The sequence below is a fragment of the Candidatus Planktophila sp. genome (assembly GCF_040402315.1).
Taxonomy (GTDB): Bacteria; Actinomycetota; Actinomycetes; order Nanopelagicales; family Nanopelagicaceae; genus Planktophila.
In genome coordinates this window covers 56,761-78,747 of sequence record NZ_JBBAMU010000001.1, presented here as the reverse complement: position 1 = coordinate 78,747, position 21,987 = coordinate 56,761, and the positions used below count along the sequence as shown (strand labels likewise).

Below are 21,987 nucleotides of genomic sequence, written 5' to 3'. Positions count from 1 at the left end.
GTCTAGATTAGCCACGCAGTTGGCGCAGCACATACTGCATGATGCCGCCGTGGCGATAATAATCTGCCTCACCAGGTGTATCGATTCTCACCTTTGTGGTGAAGGTGATATCCCCCGCCGTGACGGTCACTTCCTTAGGAACGCTGCCGTTGTTCAGTGCCATCACTCCTGTGATTGCAAAGACTTCATCGCCTTTGATACCGAGTGATTTTGCACTCTGGCCATTAACAAATTGCAGAGGTAGAACACCCATACCAATTAGGTTCGAACGGTGAATTCTTTCAAAACTTTCCGCAATCACTGCTCGTACACCTAAGAGCGCTGTTCCCTTAGCCGCCCAGTCACGGGAAGAACCTGATCCATACTCTTTGCCAGCAAGAATTACTAGCGGCACTCCCGCTGCCTGGTAGGCAACAGATGCATCATAAATACTTGATTGTGTGCCATCTGCTAAGAAGTTACGGGTGAATCCGCCTTCGACGCCATCAAGAAGCATGTTCTTTAAACGGATATTTGCAAATGTTCCACGAATCATCACTTCATGATTTCCACGACGTGAACCGTAAGAATTAAAGTCTTTACGGTCAACGCCATTGTCTTCTAAATACTTACCGGCAGGTGAATCAGCCTTGATATTTCCAGCCGGTGAGATGTGATCAGTGGTTACAGAGTCACCCAGAATTGCAAGGACGCGTGCTCCAGCAATATCTGTAACCGGCTTTGGCTGCGCTGGCATACCCTCGAAATATGGCGGTTTACGGATATAGGTAGATTTCGGATCCCACTCAAATGTCTTTCCAGTGGGAGTATCAAGTGACTTCCAACGGTGATCGCCTTCAAAGACAGAGGAGTAATCTTTCTTAAACATTTCAGAGGAGATTGACGAATCAATGACTGATTGAATCTCTGCCTCTGTTGGCCAGATATCTTTCAAGAGCACTGGCTTCCCCTCTTTATCAGTACCTAGCGCATCTCTTTCAAAATCGTGATTCATCGTTCCAGCTAGCGCGTATGCAACTACCAAAGGAGGTGAAGCTAGGTAATTCATTTTCACATCTGGGCTAATGCGTCCTTCAAAATTTCGGTTCCCAGAAAGTACTGCCGAAACGGCAAGGTCGTTCTCATTGACTGCCTTACTGATTTCAATCGGTAGTGGTCCAGAGTTTCCAATACAGGTCACGCATCCGTAGCCAACAAGGTTAAATCCAAGTGCTTCCATGTAGTGGGTAAGTCCAGAGCGATCGTAGTAATCAGTGACAACCTTTGAACCAGGAGCCAAGGTGGTTTTCACCCATGGCTTAGATGTCAGCCCCTTCTCTACTGCTTTCTTGGCAAGAAGAGCTGCTCCAATCATCACGGATGGATTAGATGTATTTGTGCACGATGTAATCGATGCAATAACCACATCTCCGTTTTTAATTGTTGTCGCATTAGCTCCCACATGTACTGGATACGCTTCTTTTCCAGTCTTGTCAGTGAAATAGGTTGGAAGAATCTTTTCAAATGCACCCTTTGAATCAGTAAGTGAGATGCGATCTTGTGGGCGCTTTGGGCCGGCAATTGATGAGACTACGGTTGCGAGATCGAGTTCGATATGTTCTGAGAAACGTGGTGCCTTAGCTGGGTCATGCCACATGCCCTGTGCTTTTACGTACTGTTCCACGAGAGCCACTTGCTCATCGCTTCGTCCGGTAAGTCTCAGGTAGCGAAGCGTCTCTTCATCGATAGGGAAGATGGCACAAGTCGATCCGTACTCTGGCGACATATTTCCTATGGTTGCACGGTTGGCCATTGGGACAGAGACCACACCGGGTCCGTAGAACTCGACAAACTTTCCAACCACTCCGTGCTTACGAAGCATCTCAGTAATTGTTAGCGCCAAATCTGTAGCGGTTGTTCCAACAGAAAGCTGGCCCGAAAGTTTGAAGCCGACAACGCGTGGAATCAACATCGAAACTGGCTGACCAAGAAGAGCGGCTTCTGCCTCAATACCGCCAACTCCCCACCCTAGAACTCCGAGTCCGTTTATCATCGTCGTGTGTGAATCGGTACCAACCACAGTGTCTGGATATGCACGAAGAACACCATCAATGGTCCGTGTCATAACAACGCGTGCTAGGTATTCAATATTAACTTGGTGGACAATGCCTGTTCCGGGTGGAACTACTTTGAATTCATCAAAGGCACCCTGACCCCAACGCAAGAATCGGTAGCGCTCATGGTTGCGTTCGTAGTCAATATCTGTGTTCTTCTCAAAAGAATCGTTTGTGCCAAAGAAATCGGCAATGACAGAGTGATCAATGACTAGTTCGGCCGGAGCAAGAGGGCTTACCTTGCTTGGCTCTCCCCCAAGATCGACAATCGCTTCGCGCATAGTGGCCAGGTCTACGACACATGGAACGCCTGTGAAATCCTGCAGGATCACGCGAGCGGGAGTGAATTGAATTTCAGTATCTGGCTCTACCGATGGATCCCACTGGGCAAGAGCCTTGATGTGATCGACGGTGATATTTGCACCATCTTCCGTGCGTAGTAAATTCTCCAGAAGTACTTTGAGGGAGAAGGGTAGGTTTTCGCCACCTGCAACAGCTGAGATATCAAAGATTTCAAAATCTTTACCACCGACAGTGAGATTCCGCTTGGTCCCCAATGAATTCTTACTCATCATGCAACTTCCTTCAGTGAATTTATCTTGATGTCAAGATACCTTATCGGCGACAAATCTGGCAACACATTCGATGTGATGTGTCATGGGAAAGAGGTCAAAGGCACGTATTTTTTCTAACGTGTATCCGAACTCACGCAAATATGCGCTATCCCGAGCCAGCGCCGCTGGGTCACACGCCACATAGACAATTACGCGCGGGGCCATCCGTGCACAATTCTGCAATATTTCCTCTCCGGCACCCTCTCGCGGTGGATCTAAAACAATCACATCAGCTTGGGTAAATCGGGTGATGGCCTTGGCCACATCGGCAGTAATCACCGTGACATTGCTGTTGCCGGCGAAATTACTACTGGCATCGGCAGTTGCAGCTTTGCTTGCCTCGACAATATCTACGGAACCTTCTTCCCCAACTATTGGCACAATAACTGCAGTAAATAGCCCAACCCCGCCATAAAGATCTAGAACATGATCGCCTGGTTTGATATCAGATAGTTCGATAACCACTTCGCTTAGGACGCGGGGTGCATCCTTATGGCTCTGCCAAAAAGATTTTTGACTCACGTTAAAGATTTTCTCGCCCACGCGATAGTGGGCAATATCTGGGCCATCAGAAAGTCGCATCGGTGACTCATCACGGGAATTAGCGGTAGCGATTGTGCGTTCGTCAGTGTTAGATATCGAAATCTCTAGCCGTTGATCGCCTTTGACTCCACGTTGGGCAAGTTCTGCAAACTTCATTTCTGGAACTAGAATTCTGCAATCATCTACTGGGGTAACTTTGTGGCTGCGTGCTTGATAGAAACCTAGGGCGCCGCTCTTGGTTGAGTGAGCCGAACACCGGGTCCGCCATCCCAGGGGCGCACTTACCTCTTCTACCTCAACGTCAATTTCCATCCTTGCAATCCTTAAAAATTGTTCTGAGATTACTTCACTCTTGAGCACTCGCTGTCGCGCCGGTGTAATGTGTTGGAAATCGCAGCCACCGCAGCCAAGCCTGTGCGCGTATCTACATGGCGCCGATACCCGGTCATCCGATGGTGTAATTACTTCCACAACGTCAGCTCGATTAAAGCTTGCACCCACACTCGTTACTTCTATCTCAACAAATTCACCTGGAATTCCATGGCGAACAAAGATCACCGCGCCCTCATGGCGGGCGATGAAGTGGCCGCCATGGGCCACTTTTTCAATCTCAACCCTTATTCGTGCCCCAACCTCGACGGACGCTTTCTTGGGTGATGACATAAGGCTAAGCGTAGTCGAGATAAATATGCGCAAGAGTAGTAAGTTAGATCCGTGCACGTAGTCATCATGGGTTGCGGACGAGTCGGTTCATCTTTGGCGACCGCCCTGGAAGCAGCCGGACACTCAGTAGCAATTATTGATCAATCAAAAGATGCATTCCGTCGACTCGGTGCTGATTTCAAGGGTCGCACCATTCTCGGGGTTGGCTTCGATCGGGACACTTTACTTGAAGCTGGAATCGATGGCGCTGACGCATTTGCTGCCGTGAGTAATGGTGATAACTCTAATATTTTAGCTGCGCGTGTTGCTCGCGAGAATTATGGGGTAACCAATGTGGTGGCCCGTATTTATGACCCAGGGCGAGCAGAAATTTATCAGCGTTTAGGTATCCCGACTGTTGCAACGGTGAGTTGGGCGAGCGATCAAATTTTGCGTCGAATCTTGCCGGGTGGGGCGCGTTCAGAATGGCGCGACGCCACAGGCACAGTTCAACTCCTGGAAGTGCACCCGCATCTGAATTGGTATGGTCGTCCGATTTCTGAACTTGAAGCAGCGGCAGCGTCACGCGTGGCTTTTCTAACTCGCTTGGGTGGAGCACTCATCCCCGACGAGCACACCGTCTTACAGGATGGGGACTTGGTCCACATGACTATTGTCGATGAAAATTTGGCGATTGCTGAAGCAGTGCTATCGAAAGGCCCAGGTGCATAAGTAATGAGAATTGCTATCGCAGGTGCCGGAAATGTGGGACGAGCTATTGCGCGCGAACTTCTTGATAATGGCCACCAAGTCCTTCTGATTGACCGCGATCCAAAAGCATTGAAGATTGATTCTGTGCCTGATGCTGAGTGGTTGATGGCAGATGCTTGTGAAATCGCATCTCTTGATAACGCTCAACTAAATAATTGTCAGGTCTTAGTTGCCGCTACCGGCGATGATAAGGTCAATCTCGTCGCATCACTTTTAGGAAAGACCGAGTATGGAGTTCCTCGAGTTGTTGCTCGAATCAACCACCCAAAGAATGAATGGCTCTTCGATCAATCATGGGGTGTTGATGTCGCCGTATCTACTCCACGAATCATTACCGCTCTGGTGGAAGAGGCTGTCAGCGTCGGAGATGTTGTACGACTGTTTTCGTTTAGAAAAGGCCAGGCAAACCTCGTTGAAATTACTCTTCCAGATTCCTCAATTTGTATCGGAAAAACAATCGAAGAAGTTGAGCTTCCAGAAGATGCATCACTCGCTGCCATCGTGCGAGATGGGCGGGTAATCTCCCCTACACCGAGTGACCTCTTTATCGCAGGCGATGAGCTACTTTTTGTCGCTTCAACTGCCGCTGAAGATAAAATTAGAGATTGTTTTATCGCTCGTTCTTAAGGCTTGACTGTGGGAACGCGGCGAATAATGAGCCAAGAGCCGTAGGCGGTAGCAATAAAGAACGGATAACCCATTGCGAGATTAACCGTTCCCAACAGATTGACATTACCGCTCCTATAAATTGGATACTGCACTGCAATTCGGGTAAAGAACATAGCTACCCAGAGCCAACTTGCCTGAATATAAGCACGCTTACGTGCTAAATGATTGCGCCATGACAAGTTCTCACCAAGGATTGGTCCAAGCATTAGACCCAGGACAGGCCAACCGGCTAAGTTTGCAATCAGATATACAGATCCATAAGCAAGGTTGGTAAATAACTTAGGAATATAAAGATCTGTGGCATTACCAGTTCTATTGGCAAACCAGGCGCAAATGAGAACACCGATGAAGCCACTGAGGGCATGTTGCACCGTGTTGCGCTTGGCTAAGCGAATAATCGTCAGAAGTGCAGATACTGCGATGGATGCAATAAGAGCAGTCTGCAAGTCCTTTCGCAGATTGAAGATGACTAGAAAGATTACGGAAGGAATGCCTGAATCAATCAGTCCCTTCTTGCCACCAAAGGCAGAAATCACCTTATCTCTATCTTCATCTGGCCTAAATTCGTTATCGTTGCTCATCATCTCCCAGTTGATCCAAATCCGCCATCACCGCGACCTGAACCTGGCAACAAATCGACTTCGACAAACTCTGCTCGTTCTACCTTCTGAAAGACTAACTGCGCAATGCGATCTCCACGTTTAAAGCTGACAATTTCGTGAGGATCATGATTAATCAAGATGCACTGTAGTTCACCACGAAATCCCGCGTCCACGGTGCCTGGCGCATTCACCATAGTGACTCCATGTTTAATTGCTAAGCCTGAGCGTGGGTGAACAAGTGCAACATATCCATCGGGAAGAGCGAGGGCGATCCCGGTTGGCACCAGTGCTCGTTCCCCCGGCGCTAATGTGAAGTCAATCCGCGAGAAAATATCGGCTCCGGCATCTCCACCTTTGGAGTATTTTGGAAGTGGCAGATCTGGGTCAAGCCTCTTAATCAAAACCTGAAAATTACTCATGGGTTGATATCAAACTCGGGATCCACAAAGGAGAAAAGTTCTGGGTTCTTGCGAAGAGCTGCTAGATATTCCGCGGGAGAACTCTCTAGGAAATGTTTCATAGGCACGATGACAAAGAGTGCAGCTGCGCGCACTGCGATTTCCCCATCGCTTCCTCCGATGCGCCCTACTGCCTCTGAATAAACTTTTCTATTTACTTGACCTGTAATTTGGGCAGAAATATGAAGAACGGTTCCGATGGGCACAGGTTTTAGGAAATCTGTTTCAAGGCGAGCAGTGACCGCGGGGGCGCGAAGGAGCCACATCAATTTTCCAAGAGCTTCATCGAATGCAAGTGATAGGAGACCACCATGTGCAAGACCAGGAGCTCCCTGGTGATTTTCAGTAACAGTGAATTCTGCTGTGATATCTGCACCTTTACCGACGTGAGCAACCAGGTGCAGTCCGAGGGGGTGGAGTTCACCGCACCCGAAACAATGTGCAAAGTGCGAAGGTATCTGGTCACCTGTCGACGGTGAAAGCGGATGGCGATCTGGAATCACCGAGCCCTCAGGCGGCGTAGTGGATGCAACGCGACTCATGGTGCAAGGTTACTTGATGAAGTAAGAGATAGCCTAGTGCTTATGCTCTTTAAAGAAGTGATACGTCCCCCACTATGGCTCTTAGCCTTCATCTACTTCATGTTTTTATCTTTAGTTATCGCAGTCTGGGCCGCTCTGGGCAATCTCAGCGCGCTGATTACCTTTATCACCCTCACCATTGCACTACTTGCAATTGCCGTGATGGCAAAGAGTGAAGTTAGAGTTATCGAGAATGAATTAGTAATCGGCAAGGCTCACATTGGAGTCAAATATTTAGCTGATGTAGAAATCCTTGATAAGGATGCCATGAGTCTCATGCGCACACGTGATGCTAATCCTGCTGCCTTCTTGGCGATTAAGTTTTGGATCTCAACAGGTGTGAAGATTACGCTGAAGGATAAACGTGATCCCACACCTTATTGGCTTGTAAGTTGTAAAAAAGGTAAAGAGCTTAAGAACACTCTTGACAGATAGCTTTCGCGCCTTCACCTTTTGCTAGTTGTGTAATGTGGTGAATAAGGAAACATTTAGAGCATGTGAATTCATCTGTCTGCACTGGCACTACTCGCACGGCTAGTTTTTCACCGGAGAGGTCTGCTCCTGGAAGTTCAAGATTCTCTGCGGCTTCTGCCTCATCAACATCAATCTGTCCTGATTGTGCATCTACTCGCTTTGCTTTGAGCTCTTCTAACGATTCCTCGTGAAGCTCCTCGTCGGTTTTTCTGGGTGTGTCGTAATCTGTTGCCACTGATCTCACCTCGCTTCCATTATCTATGTGCGGACGAATGGTCCGCTACCTGGGCGAATAGTCGCGCATTACCCGGTATCTAGCCTATACAACCGCCGGCGTGTCGGATTTATTCCTGAATAGAGGCGGCGATTTCTTCTGCTTTTGCTATCGCTGTCGCTAACCCCGCATCCACGTAGGCATGAATCGATGTTCCCTCAGGAAGATGTTCTTCGCTCAGAATCTCGCCCTGTTCGTGGATAGCAGAAACGAGATCGCCTCGGTTATATGGAATTACTGCAGTGATTTCAACACTTGGATGAGGAAGTGACTTCTCCATTGCACGAATTAGTCCCTCCATTCCAAATCCGGAACGAACCGAGAAGGCGTAGCTATTTGGTTCCTTGCGCAAAATTTCAAGGACGACAGCAGGATCTGCAATATCGACCTTGTTAATAGCAATAATTTCCGGGATGTGTCCCCCACCAATTTCAGTAATGACTTCGCGTACAGCGCGAATTTGTTCAAAGGGGTCGGTATGAGATCCATCTACTACATGAACAATCAGATCAGAGCCCGAGACCTCTTCCAGCGTTGATTTAAATGCATCGATTAGCTGATGCGGCAGATGTCGAACAAAGCCCACGGTATCTGAAAGTGTGTAGATGCGACCCTCAGCGGTTTCACACTTGCGCACTGTGGGGTCAAGAGTTGCAAAGAGCGCGTTTTCTACCAATACACCTGCACCGGTGAGCGCGTTGAGCAGTGAGGATTTACCAGCATTTGTGTAACCAGCGATTGCAACCGAAGGAATATTGTTTCGCCTACGTTCTTGTCGCTTTGTGTCGCGAGAGGTCTTCATCTCAGCAATTTCACGTCGAAGCTTGGCCATCTTGTCGCGGATGCGTCTGCGATCAGTTTCAATTTTGGTTTCACCCGGACCTCTACCGCCAATACCAGCACCGCCTGCTACACGACCGCCGACCTGTCGAGAGAGTGAATCTCCCCATCCTCGAAGTCGCGGAAGAAGATAGGCAATCTGAGCTAACTCAACTTGGGCCTTGCCTTCTTTGCTCTTTGCATGTTGGGCGAAAATATCAAGGATTAGAGCAACACGATCGACAACCTTGACCTTTAACTTCTCTTCCAAGGTGCGAAGCTGCGACGGTGAAAGTTCGCCATCGCATACAACAGTGTCGGCGCCAGTAGCGATAACAATTTGTCTTAGTTCAATTAACTTTCCAGAACCAATGTAGGTAGATGGGTCAGGTTTATCGCGGCGTTGAATGAGCCCTTCCATGACCTCTGAGCCAGCGGTCTCTGCAAGTGCTTTCAACTCAGCTAAGGAATTATCTGCCATCTCGGCAGTTCCTTCAGTCCACACCCCAACCAGGACTACACGTTCAAGTTGTAATTGACGATACTCGGCTTCAGAAATATCTTGAAGTTCGGTTGAGAAACTTTTGACGCGCCGAAGTGCATTTCGATCTGAGAGTTCTTGCTGCTCATTTTCTTCATACTCGGTCTCATCAGAGTCAAAGTCAGTAGCAGCCCGCGCACTTTCTCGCAGTAGGTCTTCGAAGAGTTTGTCGTAGCCGTCCTCTGAAGTAGTCATGAATTAAGGTAGGAAGAAATGTCGTGTTCGCTGATGAGCTCTGCCGGTCCAATCAAGGTCGCATTTGAATGGTTATCAATATCGACAACTAGGCGACCTCCTGGTGGGAAAATTGTCCATCGCGATGGCAGGGATACACCTGTCTTCATTGATGCTGCTAACGCCACTGCGCAGGTACCAGTTCCACATGATCGTGTTTCGCCACTGCCACGCTCATGCACACGCATATGCGCTTCATTGCCTGGGAGTAACTGCACAAATTCAACATTGACACCTTCCGGATAAGAGGATGCAGGTACGACAAGTGGGGCTTCTTCTAGTGAGCCCACCAGATTTAGATCATCAACAAAAACTACGGCATGCGAATTTCCCACATTGATGTTGTATCCACTCCAGGTATGTCCGTTTTGGGTTACTGTAATTTCTTCCATCTCATCAGTGACATGACCCATATTCACTGAGATATCGCCATCATGTGGGACACGCAGGTGCTTGATTCCGGCACGGGTATCAATTGCAAAGATTCCTTCAGGCTGATGCTCATGAGTCACCAGGTACTTAGCCATCACTCGAATACCATTACCGCACATTTCAGCAAGTGAGCCATCGGCATTGTGGTAATCCATGAACCATTGTTTGCCATTTTTTAGAATACGAATAAAGCCATCGGCGCCGATTCCACTCTCACGATTGCAGATTGCAGCTATTTGATGAGTTGAAATGTTGATTTGATTATCAGGATCAAAGAGAATCACAAAATCATTCTCAGTTCCGTGACCATATGTGGCAATGATTGAATTCGACATAACGCTATGAGTTTATCTTCTGCATGATGGTTTCAAGGCGAGGTTGATGAGGTGCTATCCACTGAATCCGGGCATCGCGCGAGAACCATGTCTCTTGCCGGCGTGCATATTGGCGGGTGGAGCGTTTTGTCTCTTCCTTTGCTTCTGCCTCCGCCATCTGCCCGGCGCGCATTGCAATCAGGGCTGAATAACCCAACGCACGTTGGGCAGTTGACCCTTCCAGAATTCCATCTGAAATGAGTGCATCAACTTCTGCGAGGAAACCTTGCTCCCACATTTTCTCAACCCGAAGATCAATCCTCTCTCCAAGATGTTCGCGCTCCATGACCAGGCCAAACTGCAGCGCATCTGGGAATCTCGAACTATCTGCTCGTGGAAGATTTGCGGTAAATGGCTTTCCAGTAATTTCAATGACTTCAAGGGCACGAATAATCCGACGGGTATTTGCCCGATCAATGGCCAGCGCTGCTGCTGGATCTAGCTCTTGCAAACGCGTGAACAGTGAATCTGAACCAAAATCTTCTGCCTCAGACTCCAGCCGTGCTCGCACTTCCGGATTGGTATCTGGAAAATTAAGGTCATCTAGAACAGCTTTTATATAGAGCCCGGTTCCGCCAACTAAGACCACATGTTGATTGCGCGAATGAATCTCACTTATTCGTTCGCGTGCCATCTGTTGATACCAGGCTACAGTTGAATCCTGCTTCACGCTCAAAACATCAAGTAGGTGATGAGGAATACCGCGACGCTCTGCAACGCTAAGTTTTGCCGTACCAATATCCATACCCGTGTATAACTGCATCGAGTCGGCGTTGATAATTTCAGCACCTATCTGCGCTGCAATATCTAGCGCCATTTCACTCTTACCTGTTGCAGTGGCGCCACAAATGACAATCACTTTCACGAAGTGCGAACCTTTGGAATACCTAGCGATGTTGAAGCTGGAGCGGACTTTGCCGCATGGGCATCTCCCCCACGTGTGCGAATCACTGAGAGCGCGCTACCGATGAGATAGTGCGCAGATGCTTCGGTAATTTGAACATCAACAAAATCACCAGGGCGGGCGTCAGTATCGTTATCGAAGTGCACGAGCCTGAAATCTTCTGACTTTCCAGTCATGCGGGAGCGAGATTCATCTCTTCGACCCTCAACTTCCGAGACCAGCACGCGATGTGTTGAGCCGATTGATTCTTCATTGACCGAGAGTGAGATTTTCTGTTGTTGATCATGTAAACGGGTATATCGCCCTCCCACAATCTCTTCCGGTACTTGGTTTGGCATGACTCCGGCAGGAGTACCAGGACGAATTGAATACTTATATGTATATGCCGCGGCAAATCGCGCCTGCGTGGTGATATCCAAAGTTCCCTGAAAATCCACTTCACTCTCACCTGGGAAACCCACAATGATGTCAGTTGTAATCATTGCTTGTGGGATGGATGCGCGTACGCGATCAAGAATTCCAAGATACTTATCGGTGCGATAGGAGCGGCGCATAGATTGCAAAATTGAATCTGACCCAGATTGCAAAGGCATATGCAGATGTGGCATGACATTCTCGGTCTGGGCCATCGCCTCAATGACATCATCAGTAAAGTCGCGAGGATGAGGGGACATAAAACGAACTCGTTCTAGCCCCTGGATCTTGCCAGCATCTCGCAAGAGTTTGGCAAAGGCCCCACGGTCACCAAACTCGACACCATAGGCGTTTACATTCTGCCCAAGCAGAGTGATTTCAATGACGCCTTGATCTACCAGCATCTGCATCTCTTTCAACACATCTGCAGCAGCTCGATCTTTCTCTACTCCGCGAAGCGCGGGAACGATGCAGAAGCTGCAGGTGTTGTTGCAACCAACGGAGATAGAGACCCACGATGTGAATGCTGAGAATCTGCGTGCAGGTAAAGTCGATGGAAAATGCTCGAGCGATTCGAGAATTTCAATCTGAGACTCTTCTTCGATTCGCGCACGCTCAAGTAGAAGTGGCAAGGAGCCCACATTGTGCGTGCCAAAAACAACATCGACATAGGGTGCCTTTTTTAGGATTATCGATTGATCCTTCTGCGCCAAGCATCCGCCAACAGCGATCTGCATCGCAGGATTCTTCTTCTTAATCGGTGCTAGGAAGCTGAGATTTCCATAGAGTTTATTGTCGGCATTCTCCCGGACCGCACAGGTATTAAATACGACGATGTCAGCTTGCTCACCTGGAACCACTGGAATATGTCCGGCTTCATCTAGCAGGCCAGCGATACGTTCCGAGTCATGCACATTCATCTGACACCCATAGGTCTCAACTAGATATGTGCGCGACATGGCACCTATCTTATTTCAGAGTCAGTTAGTGATGCGAATCGGTGCAATACCACGAGCGATTTGACGCTCGAAGTGAACTTCGCGCTTATCATTAAATACAGAAGCCGCTTTATATGTCTCATCCATGAAGGCCTGAAGTTCATCACGAGCCTTTATTCCATCACCGGAAAGATCGGTTCTTTCAAAGACATTCCAGGCACGTAGAACAGGAGCAATCACATCATCGAGGTGTTGCTGAAGATCATAGATTCCAGCTAACGCAATCTGCACCGCTTTTCGTCGAAAGCCTGGCATGTTTGCCCCTGGCATATCAAAATTTGTTACTACGTCTGTAATGGCGCGCATTGCCGCATTAGGTTCCATATCAAGTGCTGCAGAAAGAGTATTGCGATAGAAAAGCATGTGAAGATTCTCATCCAGCGCTATTCGCTGCATCATTCCTTCCGCAATCTGATCCTCTGAAATTTTTCCAGTGTTGCGGTGTGAAATACGTGTTGCTAACTCTTGGAAGGAGACGTAGGCAATTGTGTGCAACATATCGTTCTCATATGGAGTCTGATATCCGAGTGACATATGAGCCATCCGTAGATCTTCAAGTTCGTAAGGGTCAACACCTCGAGTAGCCATCAGGTAGTCACGAATAACAATCGCATGGCGTGCTTCTTCTGCCGTCCAACGTTCGATCCAATTACCCCATGCGCCATCACGGCCCATCGAGATTGATATCTCGGTGTGATAACTCGGCAAATTATCTTCTGTCAGTAAATTGAGTACGAGTGAATCTTGCGCAACGGGAGTCAGGCGAGAATCTTTTGCTTCCCAGGCATCTCCATTAAGTGGGCCCGCATAATCGCGTCCCTCAGACCATGGGACATATTCATGTGGGTACCAATTCTTCTGAACTGATATATGTCGCTCGAGTTCAACTGCAACAATAGGCTCAAGGTCTCGAATTAATCGAGACTGGATCTTTGCTGACTCTTCACTCATGGGCTAAGAGTAAGGCAGAAGTGCCATTACTTTCGAGTTAAAGATTATCTTTTGCACGTTTTTCTGCCTGTTGGCTTCGCCACTTTGCAATTTCTGCGTGATTTCCGCTGAGTAATATCTCCGGTACCGGGATACCTCGCCATTCTTGTGGCTTGGTAAAGTTTGGATATTCGAGGTAGCCCTCTGAATTATGTGATTCTTCCGACAAAGACTGTGGGTTACCGAGTACCCCAGGAATAAGTCGTGTAATGGCCTCAATCATGACCATCGATGCAACTTCTCCCCCACCTAGAACATAGTCACCGATAGAGATTTCATGAATGCGAATATTGCGGTTCTGGAATTCTGCCGTTGAATAATACTGACGCACACGATCATCAATTCCTTCATAGCGCCCGCATGCAAATATTAAGTGGGCTGCGGTCGAGAACTCTTCAGCTATCTTCTGAGTAAAGCGACGACCTGCCGGGGTGAGGATGATGAGATCTGTATTCTCAACCATTAATGGATCGAGGGTCTTTCCCCAAACTTCCGGCAACATCACCATGCCGGCGCCTCCTCCATAAGGAGTGTCATCGACTGTGTTGTGATTATCGGTACTCAAAGCACGCAGATCATGCACTTCAATCTCAAGTAAACCTGAGCTTTGAGCTTTGCCGAGTAGGGATAGTTTCAGCGGCGATAGATACTCAGGAAATATGGAAATGACATCTATTTTCATCGCACACTTCCATCGATATCAGGTGGGATTACCGTCATTCGTTGCGCCTTAATATCGACAACTGGAACTAACTGACGGACAAATGGAATCAGCACTTCGCCATCGGCGCTCTTGATTGCTAAGACATCTTGGCCCGGCAAGTTCAAAACATCGGTGACAACTCCGAATTCATCTCCGTCAACGAGATATGCGGTGCAGCCAACAAGTTGTAGGACGTGATAGTCATCTTCATCAATTCCAGGCGCTTGGATATCAACTTCGGCATAGAGAAGTTCATTGCGCAGCGCTTCAATCGAATTGCGGTCCTCAATACCTTGGAAGCCAAGGAGAAGAATTCCATTGTGAACGCGAGCAGAAACCACAGTTAATTCACCATGGCTATCTGTCTCTAAGACTGCACCGATGGCAAAGCGATCTTCAGCTTCGTCAGTGCGAACTTCGATTGTCGCTTCACCTAAAATTCCGTGAGCTCTACCAATTCGGCCCACGTTTAATTTCATGGAAGTAAAAGTTAGCGAACCTCGTCGGTATCGATGAGATCAACACGAACAGTGCGTCCTGCTAGCGCGCTTACGACTGTGCGTAGCGCCTTAGCTGTACGACCATTGCGGCCAATCACCTTGCCGATATCTTCAGGATTAACTCGAACTTCGAGAGTTGTTCCTCGACGATGAGTCTTTTCCTTCACATTGACATCGTCAGGGTTATCAACGATTCCCTTTACGAGATGTTCGAGTGCTTCGTCAATCATATTTATTCAGCGGGAGTTTCTGCTACAGCAGCATCTTCTGCTATCGCTTCTGCAGCGGGAGTTTCTTCGGCTACAACTTCAACTGGAGTTTCTACTACAGCTTCAGCTGGAGCTTCTACTACAGCTTCAGCTGGAGCTTCCGCAACAACTTCAGCCACTGGCTCTGCCGCAACAGGGTTTGCCTTTGCAGCTAACTTATCCTGTGCCTTCTTCTTCATAGTTGTTGCACCTTCTGCAGGTTCTGCAGCGGCAGCCTTCACAGCTGCTTCATAAGCAACACTCTTGTGTGGCTTTGGAGCTGCAACGCGAAGTGTTCCTTCGGTTCCTGGAAGACCCTTGTGCTTCTGCCAATCTCCGGTCACCTTCAGAAGCGCCTCTACTGCCTCTGATGGTTGTGCGCCAACACCAAGCCAGTACAGAGCGCGCTCTGAATTAACTTCGATCAGTGATGGTTCTTGACCTGGAACGTAGCGACCAATTTCTTCAATTGAAAGACCATTACGTGCTTTACGTGAATCTGTAACTACGATGCGGAAATAAGGTGTGCGAATTTTTCCCATGCGCATTAAACGAATTTTTGTAGACAAAGAACTTGTGCTCCTAAAAAGTGTGTCATACCAAGTTGCTACAGCGGGGTGCGTAGCTACGTGGTCCAACTGTGGATTGGATTGTTACCGGGGTAGAGGGCCCTGTAACAGGTTGCTAATCTTGCCAGTTGCGCTCAAAATTAAGAAATCGTCCCATTTTCCAGCGCACGCTTCGCAGGATTTCCTGATTTGGACTTCTTCTTAGCCGGTGGCGCAGCCTTACGAGGCGCCGGAGGCAGACCCGGCATTCCAGCAGGCATGCCAGGCATAGAGCCACCATTTCTCATCTGCTTCATCATCTTCTGCGCCGCAGTGAACTTATCTACCAGTGCATTGACATCAGCGACTTTGCGTCCAGCACCTAACGCAATTCGAGCGCGACGTGAACCATTAAGCACTTTCAGATCTCGCCGTTCTCTTGGAGTCATCGATTGCACTATCGATTTTGTGCGCGTGATCTCAGATTCATCGAAATTCTCGATCTGTTTTTTCATGGCTCCTGAACCTGGAAGCATTCCAAGTAACTTGCCCATCGAGCCCATCTTTGACATTGCCTCTAGCTGTTCTAGGAAATCATCGAGGGTGAAATCTTCCCCCGATAAGAACTTGTCCTCGAGCTTTTTGGCAGAGTCACCATCGAACGCTTTCTTCGCTTGCTCTGCCAGCGTGGCAACATCTCCCATGCCCAGGATGCGAGAGGCCATACGCTCTGGATAGAAAATATCGAAATCACTGATTTTTTCACCAGTTGATGCAAACATGACGGGGCGCCCAGTGAGTGCGGTGATGGAAAGTGCAGCTCCACCACGTGCATCACCATCAAGCTTGGTGAGCACAACTCCATCAAAGCCAACGCCATTTTGAAATGCTTGTGCCGTGCGCACGGCGTCTTGACCAATCATGGCATCGACAACAAAGAGGATCTCATCCGGTGTGACCGCATCACGAATAGCGATTGCTTCATTCATCAACTCTTGATCCACACCTAAACGTCCGGCGGTATCAACAATGACCATGCTATGAAGTTTTGATGTTGCAAATGCAATGGCATCTCGTGCAACGGTTACGGGATTGCCCACACCATTTCCTGATTCCGGAGCAAATACTGGAACTCCAACAGAGGCACCAACTACCTGCAATTGATTTACCGCATTTGGGCGTTGCAAATCTGATGCCACAAGAATTGGTGTCTCACCTTGGTCTTTATAAAACTTTGCTAGCTTTGCAGCGAGCGTCGTCTTACCGGCCCCTTGTAAACCAGCCAACATGATGACGGTGGGAGGTTTCTTTGCGAAACGAATTCGACGGGCTCCTCCGCCAAGAATTTCCGTGAGTTCCTGGTTTACGACATCGAAGATTGCCTGTGCTTGATTTGTTCCTGCCTGGAGCGTTGACAGTAACTCCAATGATTTGCTCTGTACTTGTGCTGTAAAACTATCCACAACATCTAGTGCAACATCAGCTTCAAGAAGAGCCTGGCGAATCTCTAGGGTGGTGAGTTCGATATCTTTCTCAAAAATTTTGCCTCTTGCACGAAGTGCACCAAATGCACCGGCAAATCTCGATGAGAGCGAATCAAACATAGTGGGGGAACTCTACTTCAGGGCTGCTCGAATTCGAATCGCCACTTCATTGGCACGTTCAGCGCTAAGTGGGCCTCCCCCAATTTCGCTCACGTAGAGGGTGTCGATAGCTTCCGCCCCCAGTGTCGTGACAATGGCAGAGCGAATATCAATATTGCTTCGGGTAATTGCATCACCGATACGAAATAGTAGCGCTGGTTGATCGTGGCTTCTTACCTCAATAACAGTTGCATCAGTTGCCGCATCCATGAAGGTTTCAACAACGGGTGCTGGAACCGGAATAGTTGGTAATTGGGCATATGTGTCGATGCGTTCTTGAATTCGAGCTGCCAGTGAACTCTTATTCTCCAGCGCTCTGGTGAGTTCTTGATGCAACTTCTCTTGCGTTAAGGCAGGCGCATTAGGGTCTGGGATAACAATCCATTCCATAACAGCGGCTTGTGAAACAGATTTGGTTCGTGCAGATCTAACGTCGAGGCGCATGACGTTCAGTATGCCAGCAACAATAGAGAGCAGACCTGTGCTATCTGGCACAACTATCTCGATGGCATAGACATCCCCACGATCTTCAATGCTGACGGAGAGTGCCCCCGATTCCGCTCGATCTCGCTGAGCAACTGTGAGCTCAGGCTGCTTGGCAACTGTGTAATCCGTAATTGCTAGCTCTACTCGCCTTACCAGCTCTGCAACAAGTGAGGCTTTCCAATCTGTCCATGCCGCCCGCCCGGTTGCCTCCCCATCGGCAATGCTGAGGGCATGCAGGAGTTCAAGGGACTGCAAATCTGGAATTACTTCTGCGACTAAAGTGATAGTTGCAGGATCATCTAGGTCTCGACGTGTGGCTGTTGCTGAAAGAAGTAGATGATGCTTGACCAGTAGCTTTATCGTTGCAGTGTCTTCCGGAGAAAAACCAATGCGCAAAGCAAGCGGCTCGATAAGTCTTTCTCCTCTTTCGGAATGGTCTTCTTCGCTTCCCTTTCCAATGTCGTGAAAGAGTGCGCTAAAGAGAAGCAGGTCGGGTCGGTGAACTTTTCGAGTCAGAGCTGCAGCGTGAACAGCCGTCTCAACCATATGTCTATCAACGGTATGGCGATGTAAAACATTTCGCTGCGGAAGAGAGCGAACTGATTTCCACTCTGGAATCCAGGCAAATAAAACTTCTTCCTGATCAAGGGCTTCGAAGACTTGCACCATCGCAGAGCCTGCACCGATGAGTGAAATCAGGTTCTCCCGAGCCTCGCGTGGCCATGGATGTGGCAAGTGTCCCACTCCATTTCGCAGTGATTCTGATAAACGCTCAAGTGAGTCCATCGACAATGGAAGTCCCAATTGAGCAGCCGATGCTGCCGCACGTAATCCAATCACCGGATCACCTGCAAAATCTGCGTTGGGATCAATAACTACTTCTTTATTTGAAACGCTGATATCCCGCGAGATTGTTGTGGTGCGCACGCGACGCAAGAATCGACCTACGCCATCTTTTCCCTTATGCGCAAAGCGATACCAGGTTGAATCTAGAAGGTAATCAACCGAACGAGCCGCCTGGGCAACTTCACTCATGAGAGCATCGGCATCAGAATAACCCAAGAGCGCTGCCACATCGTCCTGCTCTTGGAAAAATAACTTGTCCTTATCGCGCCCACTTACTGTGTGAAGGGCCTCTCTCGCGTTGGAAAGAATTGACTCAGCAACACTTATCTTTTCAATCGGAATCAAAATCGTGCCACTTTTATGGATTGCACGTAGTGCGGTGATGTCACGTAATCCACCGCGAGCTTCTTTAAGGTCAGGCTCTAGCAAATATGCCAATTCACCAAAACGTTGATGGCGTTCGGTCAGAGAACTTTCTAGCTCCACGAGTCTGCCCTTGGAATTCTTACGCCACTCATCCAGTGCATCAATTTGTACGCCGGCAACAAGATCAGCACTTCCGCAGACAAGCCTGATATCTAATAGACCAAGAATTACTTTCAGATCATCGCCGGCCGCAGCTCGAACCTCCGCGCGGGTACGAACGGAGTAGTCGACCTTTATCTTTTTATCCCAAATCGGATAAAGAATCTTATTTACTAACTCTCCTAATTGAGCTTCAGGTAGAGATCCGTTATGAAGAATAACAATATCTAAATCCGAACCTGGAGATAGTTCGCCGCGGCCGAAACCTCCGACCGCGGCGATAGCTACCTCTTCAACATTGGCGCCACTTTCTTTGAACAAAGATGTGAGAAGAAGATCTCCCTCGTTAGATCTAGTTCTTCGCTCTCTTGTTCCCATGGACCAATCTTAGTTTCCAGTTACTTGATTTGGACCTCTCTAGATGGCTTCAGGTCCACGCTCTCCTGTTCGAACGCGCACAACCTGTTCTACTGGAGTTGTCCAAACCTTTCCATCACCGATAGATCCTGTTGATGCAGCTTTGATGATGACATCCACGGTTGATGCCGCATCCTTGTCATCTACAAGAACTTCGAGACGGACTTTTGGAACGAGATCAACGGTGTATTCAGCACCACGATAGACCTCGGTATGACCACGCTGACGTCCGAAGCCACTAGCTTCAGAGACAGTCATGCCGTTAATGCCTGCAGCTTGCAGAGCATCTTTTACTTCATCTAACTTGAACGGTTTGAGAATTGCGGTAATCAACTTCATAGTGATGCACCTCCACGTGATGAGCTTGCTAGTTCATAAGCAGATTCAGCATGTTCCTTTAGGTCGATGCCTTCGATTTCAACTTCACGTGTGACACGGAAGCCGATAGTCTTTTCGATTGCATATCCGATAATCAGAGTTGCAATGAATGAGTATGCAAGTACTAGACCTACGCCCAGTGCTTGCTTACCAAGGAGCGCAGTGCCGCCGCCATAGAAGATTCCGTCTAATCCGATGCTATTTACAACGCTAGTTCCGAATAGACCGATTGCTAATGAACCCCAGATGCCACCGACAAGGTGAACGCCTACGACATCGAGTGAATCATCGAAGCCGAACTTGTACTTCAGGCTCACTGCAAGTGAACAGAGGATTCCGGCGATGAAGCCAATTACTACTGCAGCCCATGGCGCAACAAATGCACACGCTGGTGTAATTGCTACAAGCCCTGAAACCGCACCCGATGCCGCACCCAATGATGTTGCATGCCCATTTCGAATTTTTTCCACTAAGAGCCAGCCAATGACTGCGCCAGCAGTTGCAACCTGAGTATTCATAAAAGCAAGTCCTGCGATTCCGTTTGCAGCAAGGGAAGATCCGGCATTAAAGCCAAACCAACCAAACCACAGTAGGCCTGAGCCAAGCATTACCAATGGCAATGAGTGTGGACGCATTGATTCTTTACACCACCCGATGCGCTTTCCAAGAACGATAGCAAGTGCCAAACCTGCGGCGCCAGCATTGATGTGAACGGCAGTTCCACCAGCAAAGTCTTGAATTCCCTTACCAGCGAGATATCCGGTGCTAGTAACAGTGTCACCAATCTTGTTTCCAAATGCGAAGACCCAGTGAGCCACTGGGAAGTAGACGACTGTTGACCAGATCGCGACAAAGATTGCCCAGGAAGTGAATTTTGCACGATCAGCAATTGCACCTGAAATAAGTGCAGGAGTGATGATTGCAAACATCAACTGGAACGCAGCAAAGACAAGAACTGGAATTGGGTACACGCCACCGTTATTGGTGAGCTCATTTACCTGCCCACCAAGATCACTTAGTCCTATTCCACCATACCACGGTGAATCTGACTTATATCCAAAGGCTAATTCGAACCCATAGATGACCCATAGAACGCTCACGATTCCGATTGTCACCATAGACATCATCATCATGTTAAGAACGCTTTTCGTACGAACCATTCCGCCGTAGAAAAATGCCAATCCTGGAGTCATCAAAAGTACAAGAGCTGTACTTGCGAGCATCCATGCGGTATCACCGCTATTAAGAACTACTTCTTCCATATCGAGTCCATTTCCGAATTCCACTAGTCAGAATCCATTGCATACGATTGAGATACTCGTCGTTGAGATGGCGCAAAGATGCCTCCGGCGCATTACAGCCGATGGATATGCAGGTTAAGGGTGTGTCACAAATGCGCCCCAATTGTTACAAGTGGGTTACGCGAGCAAGCCCTCTAGGTACTTCTCAGGGTCAAATGGCATGAAATCGGTGGCACCTTCCCCGGTTCCGATGAACTTAATAGGTATATCCAGAACGCTCTCAATCGCCAGTGCTACCCCACCGCGCGCACTTCCATCGAGTTTAGTGAGGATCAGTCCAGTGACATCTACGGCTTCGCTAAATACTTTTGCCTGCGCAAGACCATTTTGGCCAGTGGTCGCATCAATGACAAGTAGAACTTCAGAAATCGGTGCAACCTTTTCTACAACTCGCTTTACCTTGCCCAGTTCATCCATGAGCGCACTCTTATTGTGAAGTCGACCAGCGGTATCTATCAGCAGAAAACCAGCACCCACTTCTAAAGCGCGTTTAGCGCTATCAAAGGCGACAGCTGCTGGTTCGGCGCCTTCTTTACCTGAAATAGTTTCGATACCAATGCGTTCACCCCACGTTCGTAACTGATCAACTGCTGCAGCACGGAAAGTATCGGCGGCGGCAAGGAGTACGGATTTGCCTTGCGAATGTAGATGTGTTGCTAGCTTGGCAACCGAGGTAGTTTTTCCAGTCCCATTAACGCCAACAATCACAATGATCTGAAGACCATCTCCTTTGGCTAGCGCCCGCGGTTTCTTCGAGAATTTACTTCGCAGAATCTCTTCAATCGCACCTTCTGCATCATCTCCGCGTATCTTCTTCGCTGCTTCCAACAGCTCTGTCACAAGAGATGGGCCTAGGTCTGATGAGAGTAGCTCGGTCTGGATTTCAGCCCAATCAAGTGCTGATGCTGTGGAAATTCCTCGAACTTTGGCAACTAAACGATTAAATAGACCCATCGTTAACCGAC

At 48.4% G+C, this 21,987-nt stretch carries 23 protein-coding genes; 3 read left to right on the top strand and 20 right to left on the bottom strand.

Features of this window, described 5'->3' with window-relative positions; translation table 11 throughout:
* Nucleotides 1-7: 7 nt before the first annotated feature.
* Both acnA and AC9UEP_RS00415 read right to left on the bottom strand, forming a co-directional pair.
* Nucleotides 8-2,665, bottom strand: a complete 2,658-nt coding sequence (gene acnA / locus AC9UEP_RS00420) for an aconitate hydratase AcnA (protein ID WP_509542978.1) — start codon at nucleotides 2,663-2,665, stop codon at nucleotides 8-10.
* Between the two features lie 33 nt (nucleotides 2,666-2,698).
* Complete coding sequence (locus AC9UEP_RS00415; RefSeq protein WP_509542976.1) at nucleotides 2,699-3,913, bottom strand: class I SAM-dependent RNA methyltransferase; 1,215 nt, start codon at nucleotides 3,911-3,913, stop codon at nucleotides 2,699-2,701.
* Between the two features lie 51 nt (nucleotides 3,914-3,964).
* Between AC9UEP_RS00415 and AC9UEP_RS00410 the strand changes: the two genes are divergently transcribed.
* Nucleotides 3,965-4,624 (top strand): potassium channel family protein, encoded by a 660-nt coding sequence (locus AC9UEP_RS00410; protein WP_509542974.1) that lies wholly within the window; start codon nucleotides 3,965-3,967, stop codon nucleotides 4,622-4,624.
* Nucleotides 4,625-4,627: 3 nt separating this feature from the next.
* Nucleotides 4,628-5,290: a potassium channel family protein gene (locus tag AC9UEP_RS00405; RefSeq protein WP_509542972.1), complete on the top strand. Its 663-nt coding sequence runs from the start codon at nucleotides 4,628-4,630 to the stop codon at nucleotides 5,288-5,290.
* Here the strand turns inward: AC9UEP_RS00405 and AC9UEP_RS00400 are convergent.
* Genes AC9UEP_RS00400 through AC9UEP_RS00390 form a run of 3 tightly spaced genes read right to left on the bottom strand, consistent with a single transcriptional unit; the run spans nucleotide 5,287 to nucleotide 6,934 of the window.
* Nucleotides 5,287-5,913, bottom strand: coding sequence for a DUF3159 domain-containing protein (locus AC9UEP_RS00400; RefSeq protein WP_509542970.1), 627 nt, complete (start codon nucleotides 5,911-5,913; stop codon nucleotides 5,287-5,289). The two genes, AC9UEP_RS00405 and AC9UEP_RS00400, sit on opposite strands and share 4 nt — an antisense overlap.
* Nucleotides 5,913-6,353 (bottom strand): dUTP diphosphatase, encoded by a 441-nt coding sequence (gene dut / locus AC9UEP_RS00395; protein WP_509542969.1) that lies wholly within the window; start codon nucleotides 6,351-6,353, stop codon nucleotides 5,913-5,915. The genes AC9UEP_RS00400 and dut overlap by 1 nt, the downstream gene beginning before the upstream one ends.
* Nucleotides 6,350-6,934, bottom strand: a complete 585-nt coding sequence (locus AC9UEP_RS00390; protein WP_509542968.1) for a PaaI family thioesterase — start codon at nucleotides 6,932-6,934, stop codon at nucleotides 6,350-6,352. The genes dut and AC9UEP_RS00390 overlap by 4 nt, the downstream gene beginning before the upstream one ends.
* A 42-nt stretch (nucleotides 6,935-6,976) precedes the next feature.
* Between AC9UEP_RS00390 and AC9UEP_RS00385 the strand changes: the two genes are divergently transcribed.
* A complete protein-coding gene (locus AC9UEP_RS00385) occupies nucleotides 6,977-7,408 on the top strand; it encodes a DUF3093 domain-containing protein (protein ID WP_509542967.1) in 432 nt (143 codons plus the stop codon).
* Here AC9UEP_RS00385 and AC9UEP_RS00380 read toward each other — a convergent pair.
* From AC9UEP_RS00380 to ftsY, 15 genes are all read right to left on the bottom strand, one after another.
* Nucleotides 7,386-7,682, bottom strand: coding sequence for a DUF4193 domain-containing protein (locus AC9UEP_RS00380; protein WP_509542966.1), 297 nt, complete (start codon nucleotides 7,680-7,682; stop codon nucleotides 7,386-7,388). The two genes, AC9UEP_RS00385 and AC9UEP_RS00380, sit on opposite strands and share 23 nt — an antisense overlap.
* 109 nt (nucleotides 7,683-7,791) lie before the next feature.
* Complete coding sequence (hflX, locus tag AC9UEP_RS00375; RefSeq protein ID WP_509542965.1) at nucleotides 7,792-9,276, bottom strand: GTPase HflX; 1,485 nt, start codon at nucleotides 9,274-9,276, stop codon at nucleotides 7,792-7,794.
* Nucleotides 9,273-10,082 (bottom strand): diaminopimelate epimerase, encoded by an 810-nt coding sequence (gene dapF / locus AC9UEP_RS00370; RefSeq protein ID WP_509542964.1) that lies wholly within the window; start codon nucleotides 10,080-10,082, stop codon nucleotides 9,273-9,275. The genes hflX and dapF overlap by 4 nt, the downstream gene beginning before the upstream one ends.
* Before the next feature lie 4 nt (nucleotides 10,083-10,086).
* Nucleotides 10,087-10,986, bottom strand: coding sequence for a tRNA (adenosine(37)-N6)-dimethylallyltransferase MiaA (miaA, locus tag AC9UEP_RS00365; RefSeq protein WP_509542963.1), 900 nt, complete (start codon nucleotides 10,984-10,986; stop codon nucleotides 10,087-10,089).
* Nucleotides 10,983-12,398 (bottom strand): tRNA (N6-isopentenyl adenosine(37)-C2)-methylthiotransferase MiaB, encoded by a 1,416-nt coding sequence (gene miaB, locus AC9UEP_RS00360; RefSeq protein ID WP_509542962.1) that lies wholly within the window; start codon nucleotides 12,396-12,398, stop codon nucleotides 10,983-10,985. The genes miaA and miaB overlap by 4 nt, the downstream gene beginning before the upstream one ends.
* 21 nt (nucleotides 12,399-12,419) lie before the next feature.
* Nucleotides 12,420-13,388, bottom strand: coding sequence for an acyl-ACP desaturase (locus AC9UEP_RS00355; RefSeq protein ID WP_509542961.1), 969 nt, complete (start codon nucleotides 13,386-13,388; stop codon nucleotides 12,420-12,422).
* 37 nt (nucleotides 13,389-13,425) lie between these two features.
* A complete protein-coding gene (gene trmD, locus AC9UEP_RS00350; protein ID WP_509542960.1) occupies nucleotides 13,426-14,109 on the bottom strand; it encodes a tRNA (guanosine(37)-N1)-methyltransferase TrmD in 684 nt (227 codons plus the stop codon).
* Nucleotides 14,106-14,609, bottom strand: coding sequence for a ribosome maturation factor RimM (gene rimM / locus AC9UEP_RS00345; protein ID WP_509542959.1), 504 nt, complete (start codon nucleotides 14,607-14,609; stop codon nucleotides 14,106-14,108). Before rimM ends, trmD begins: the two co-directional genes overlap by 4 nt.
* 11 nt (nucleotides 14,610-14,620) lie before the next feature.
* Nucleotides 14,621-14,860, bottom strand: a complete 240-nt coding sequence (locus AC9UEP_RS00340) for an RNA-binding protein (RefSeq protein ID WP_095674948.1) — start codon at nucleotides 14,858-14,860, stop codon at nucleotides 14,621-14,623.
* A 2-nt stretch (nucleotides 14,861-14,862) separates the two neighbouring features.
* Nucleotides 14,863-15,447, bottom strand: a complete 585-nt coding sequence (gene rpsP / locus AC9UEP_RS00335) for a 30S ribosomal protein S16 (RefSeq protein WP_509542958.1) — start codon at nucleotides 15,445-15,447, stop codon at nucleotides 14,863-14,865.
* A 140-nt stretch (nucleotides 15,448-15,587) separates the two neighbouring features.
* Complete coding sequence (gene ffh / locus AC9UEP_RS00330; RefSeq protein ID WP_509542957.1) at nucleotides 15,588-17,030, bottom strand: signal recognition particle protein; 1,443 nt, start codon at nucleotides 17,028-17,030, stop codon at nucleotides 15,588-15,590.
* 12 nt (nucleotides 17,031-17,042) lie between these two features.
* Nucleotides 17,043-19,304 carry a [protein-PII] uridylyltransferase gene (locus AC9UEP_RS00325; RefSeq protein WP_509542956.1) on the bottom strand — a complete coding sequence of 754 codons (2,262 nt, stop codon included), beginning with the start codon at nucleotides 19,302-19,304 and terminating at the stop codon, nucleotides 17,043-17,045.
* Nucleotides 19,305-19,343: 39 nt separating this feature from the next.
* The gene (locus tag AC9UEP_RS00320; RefSeq protein WP_509542954.1) at nucleotides 19,344-19,682 is read right to left on the bottom strand and encodes a P-II family nitrogen regulator; all 339 of its coding nucleotides are present in this window, start codon (nucleotides 19,680-19,682) and stop codon (nucleotides 19,344-19,346) included.
* A complete protein-coding gene (locus AC9UEP_RS00315; RefSeq protein ID WP_509543078.1) occupies nucleotides 19,679-20,983 on the bottom strand; it encodes an ammonium transporter in 1,305 nt (434 codons plus the stop codon). Before AC9UEP_RS00315 ends, AC9UEP_RS00320 begins: the two co-directional genes overlap by 4 nt.
* 156 nt (nucleotides 20,984-21,139) lie before the next feature.
* On the bottom strand, nucleotides 21,140-21,976 hold the full coding sequence (gene ftsY / locus AC9UEP_RS00310; protein WP_509542952.1) for a signal recognition particle-docking protein FtsY: 837 nt from the start codon (nucleotides 21,974-21,976) through the stop codon (nucleotides 21,140-21,142).
* Nucleotides 21,977-21,987: the final 11 nt, after the last annotated feature.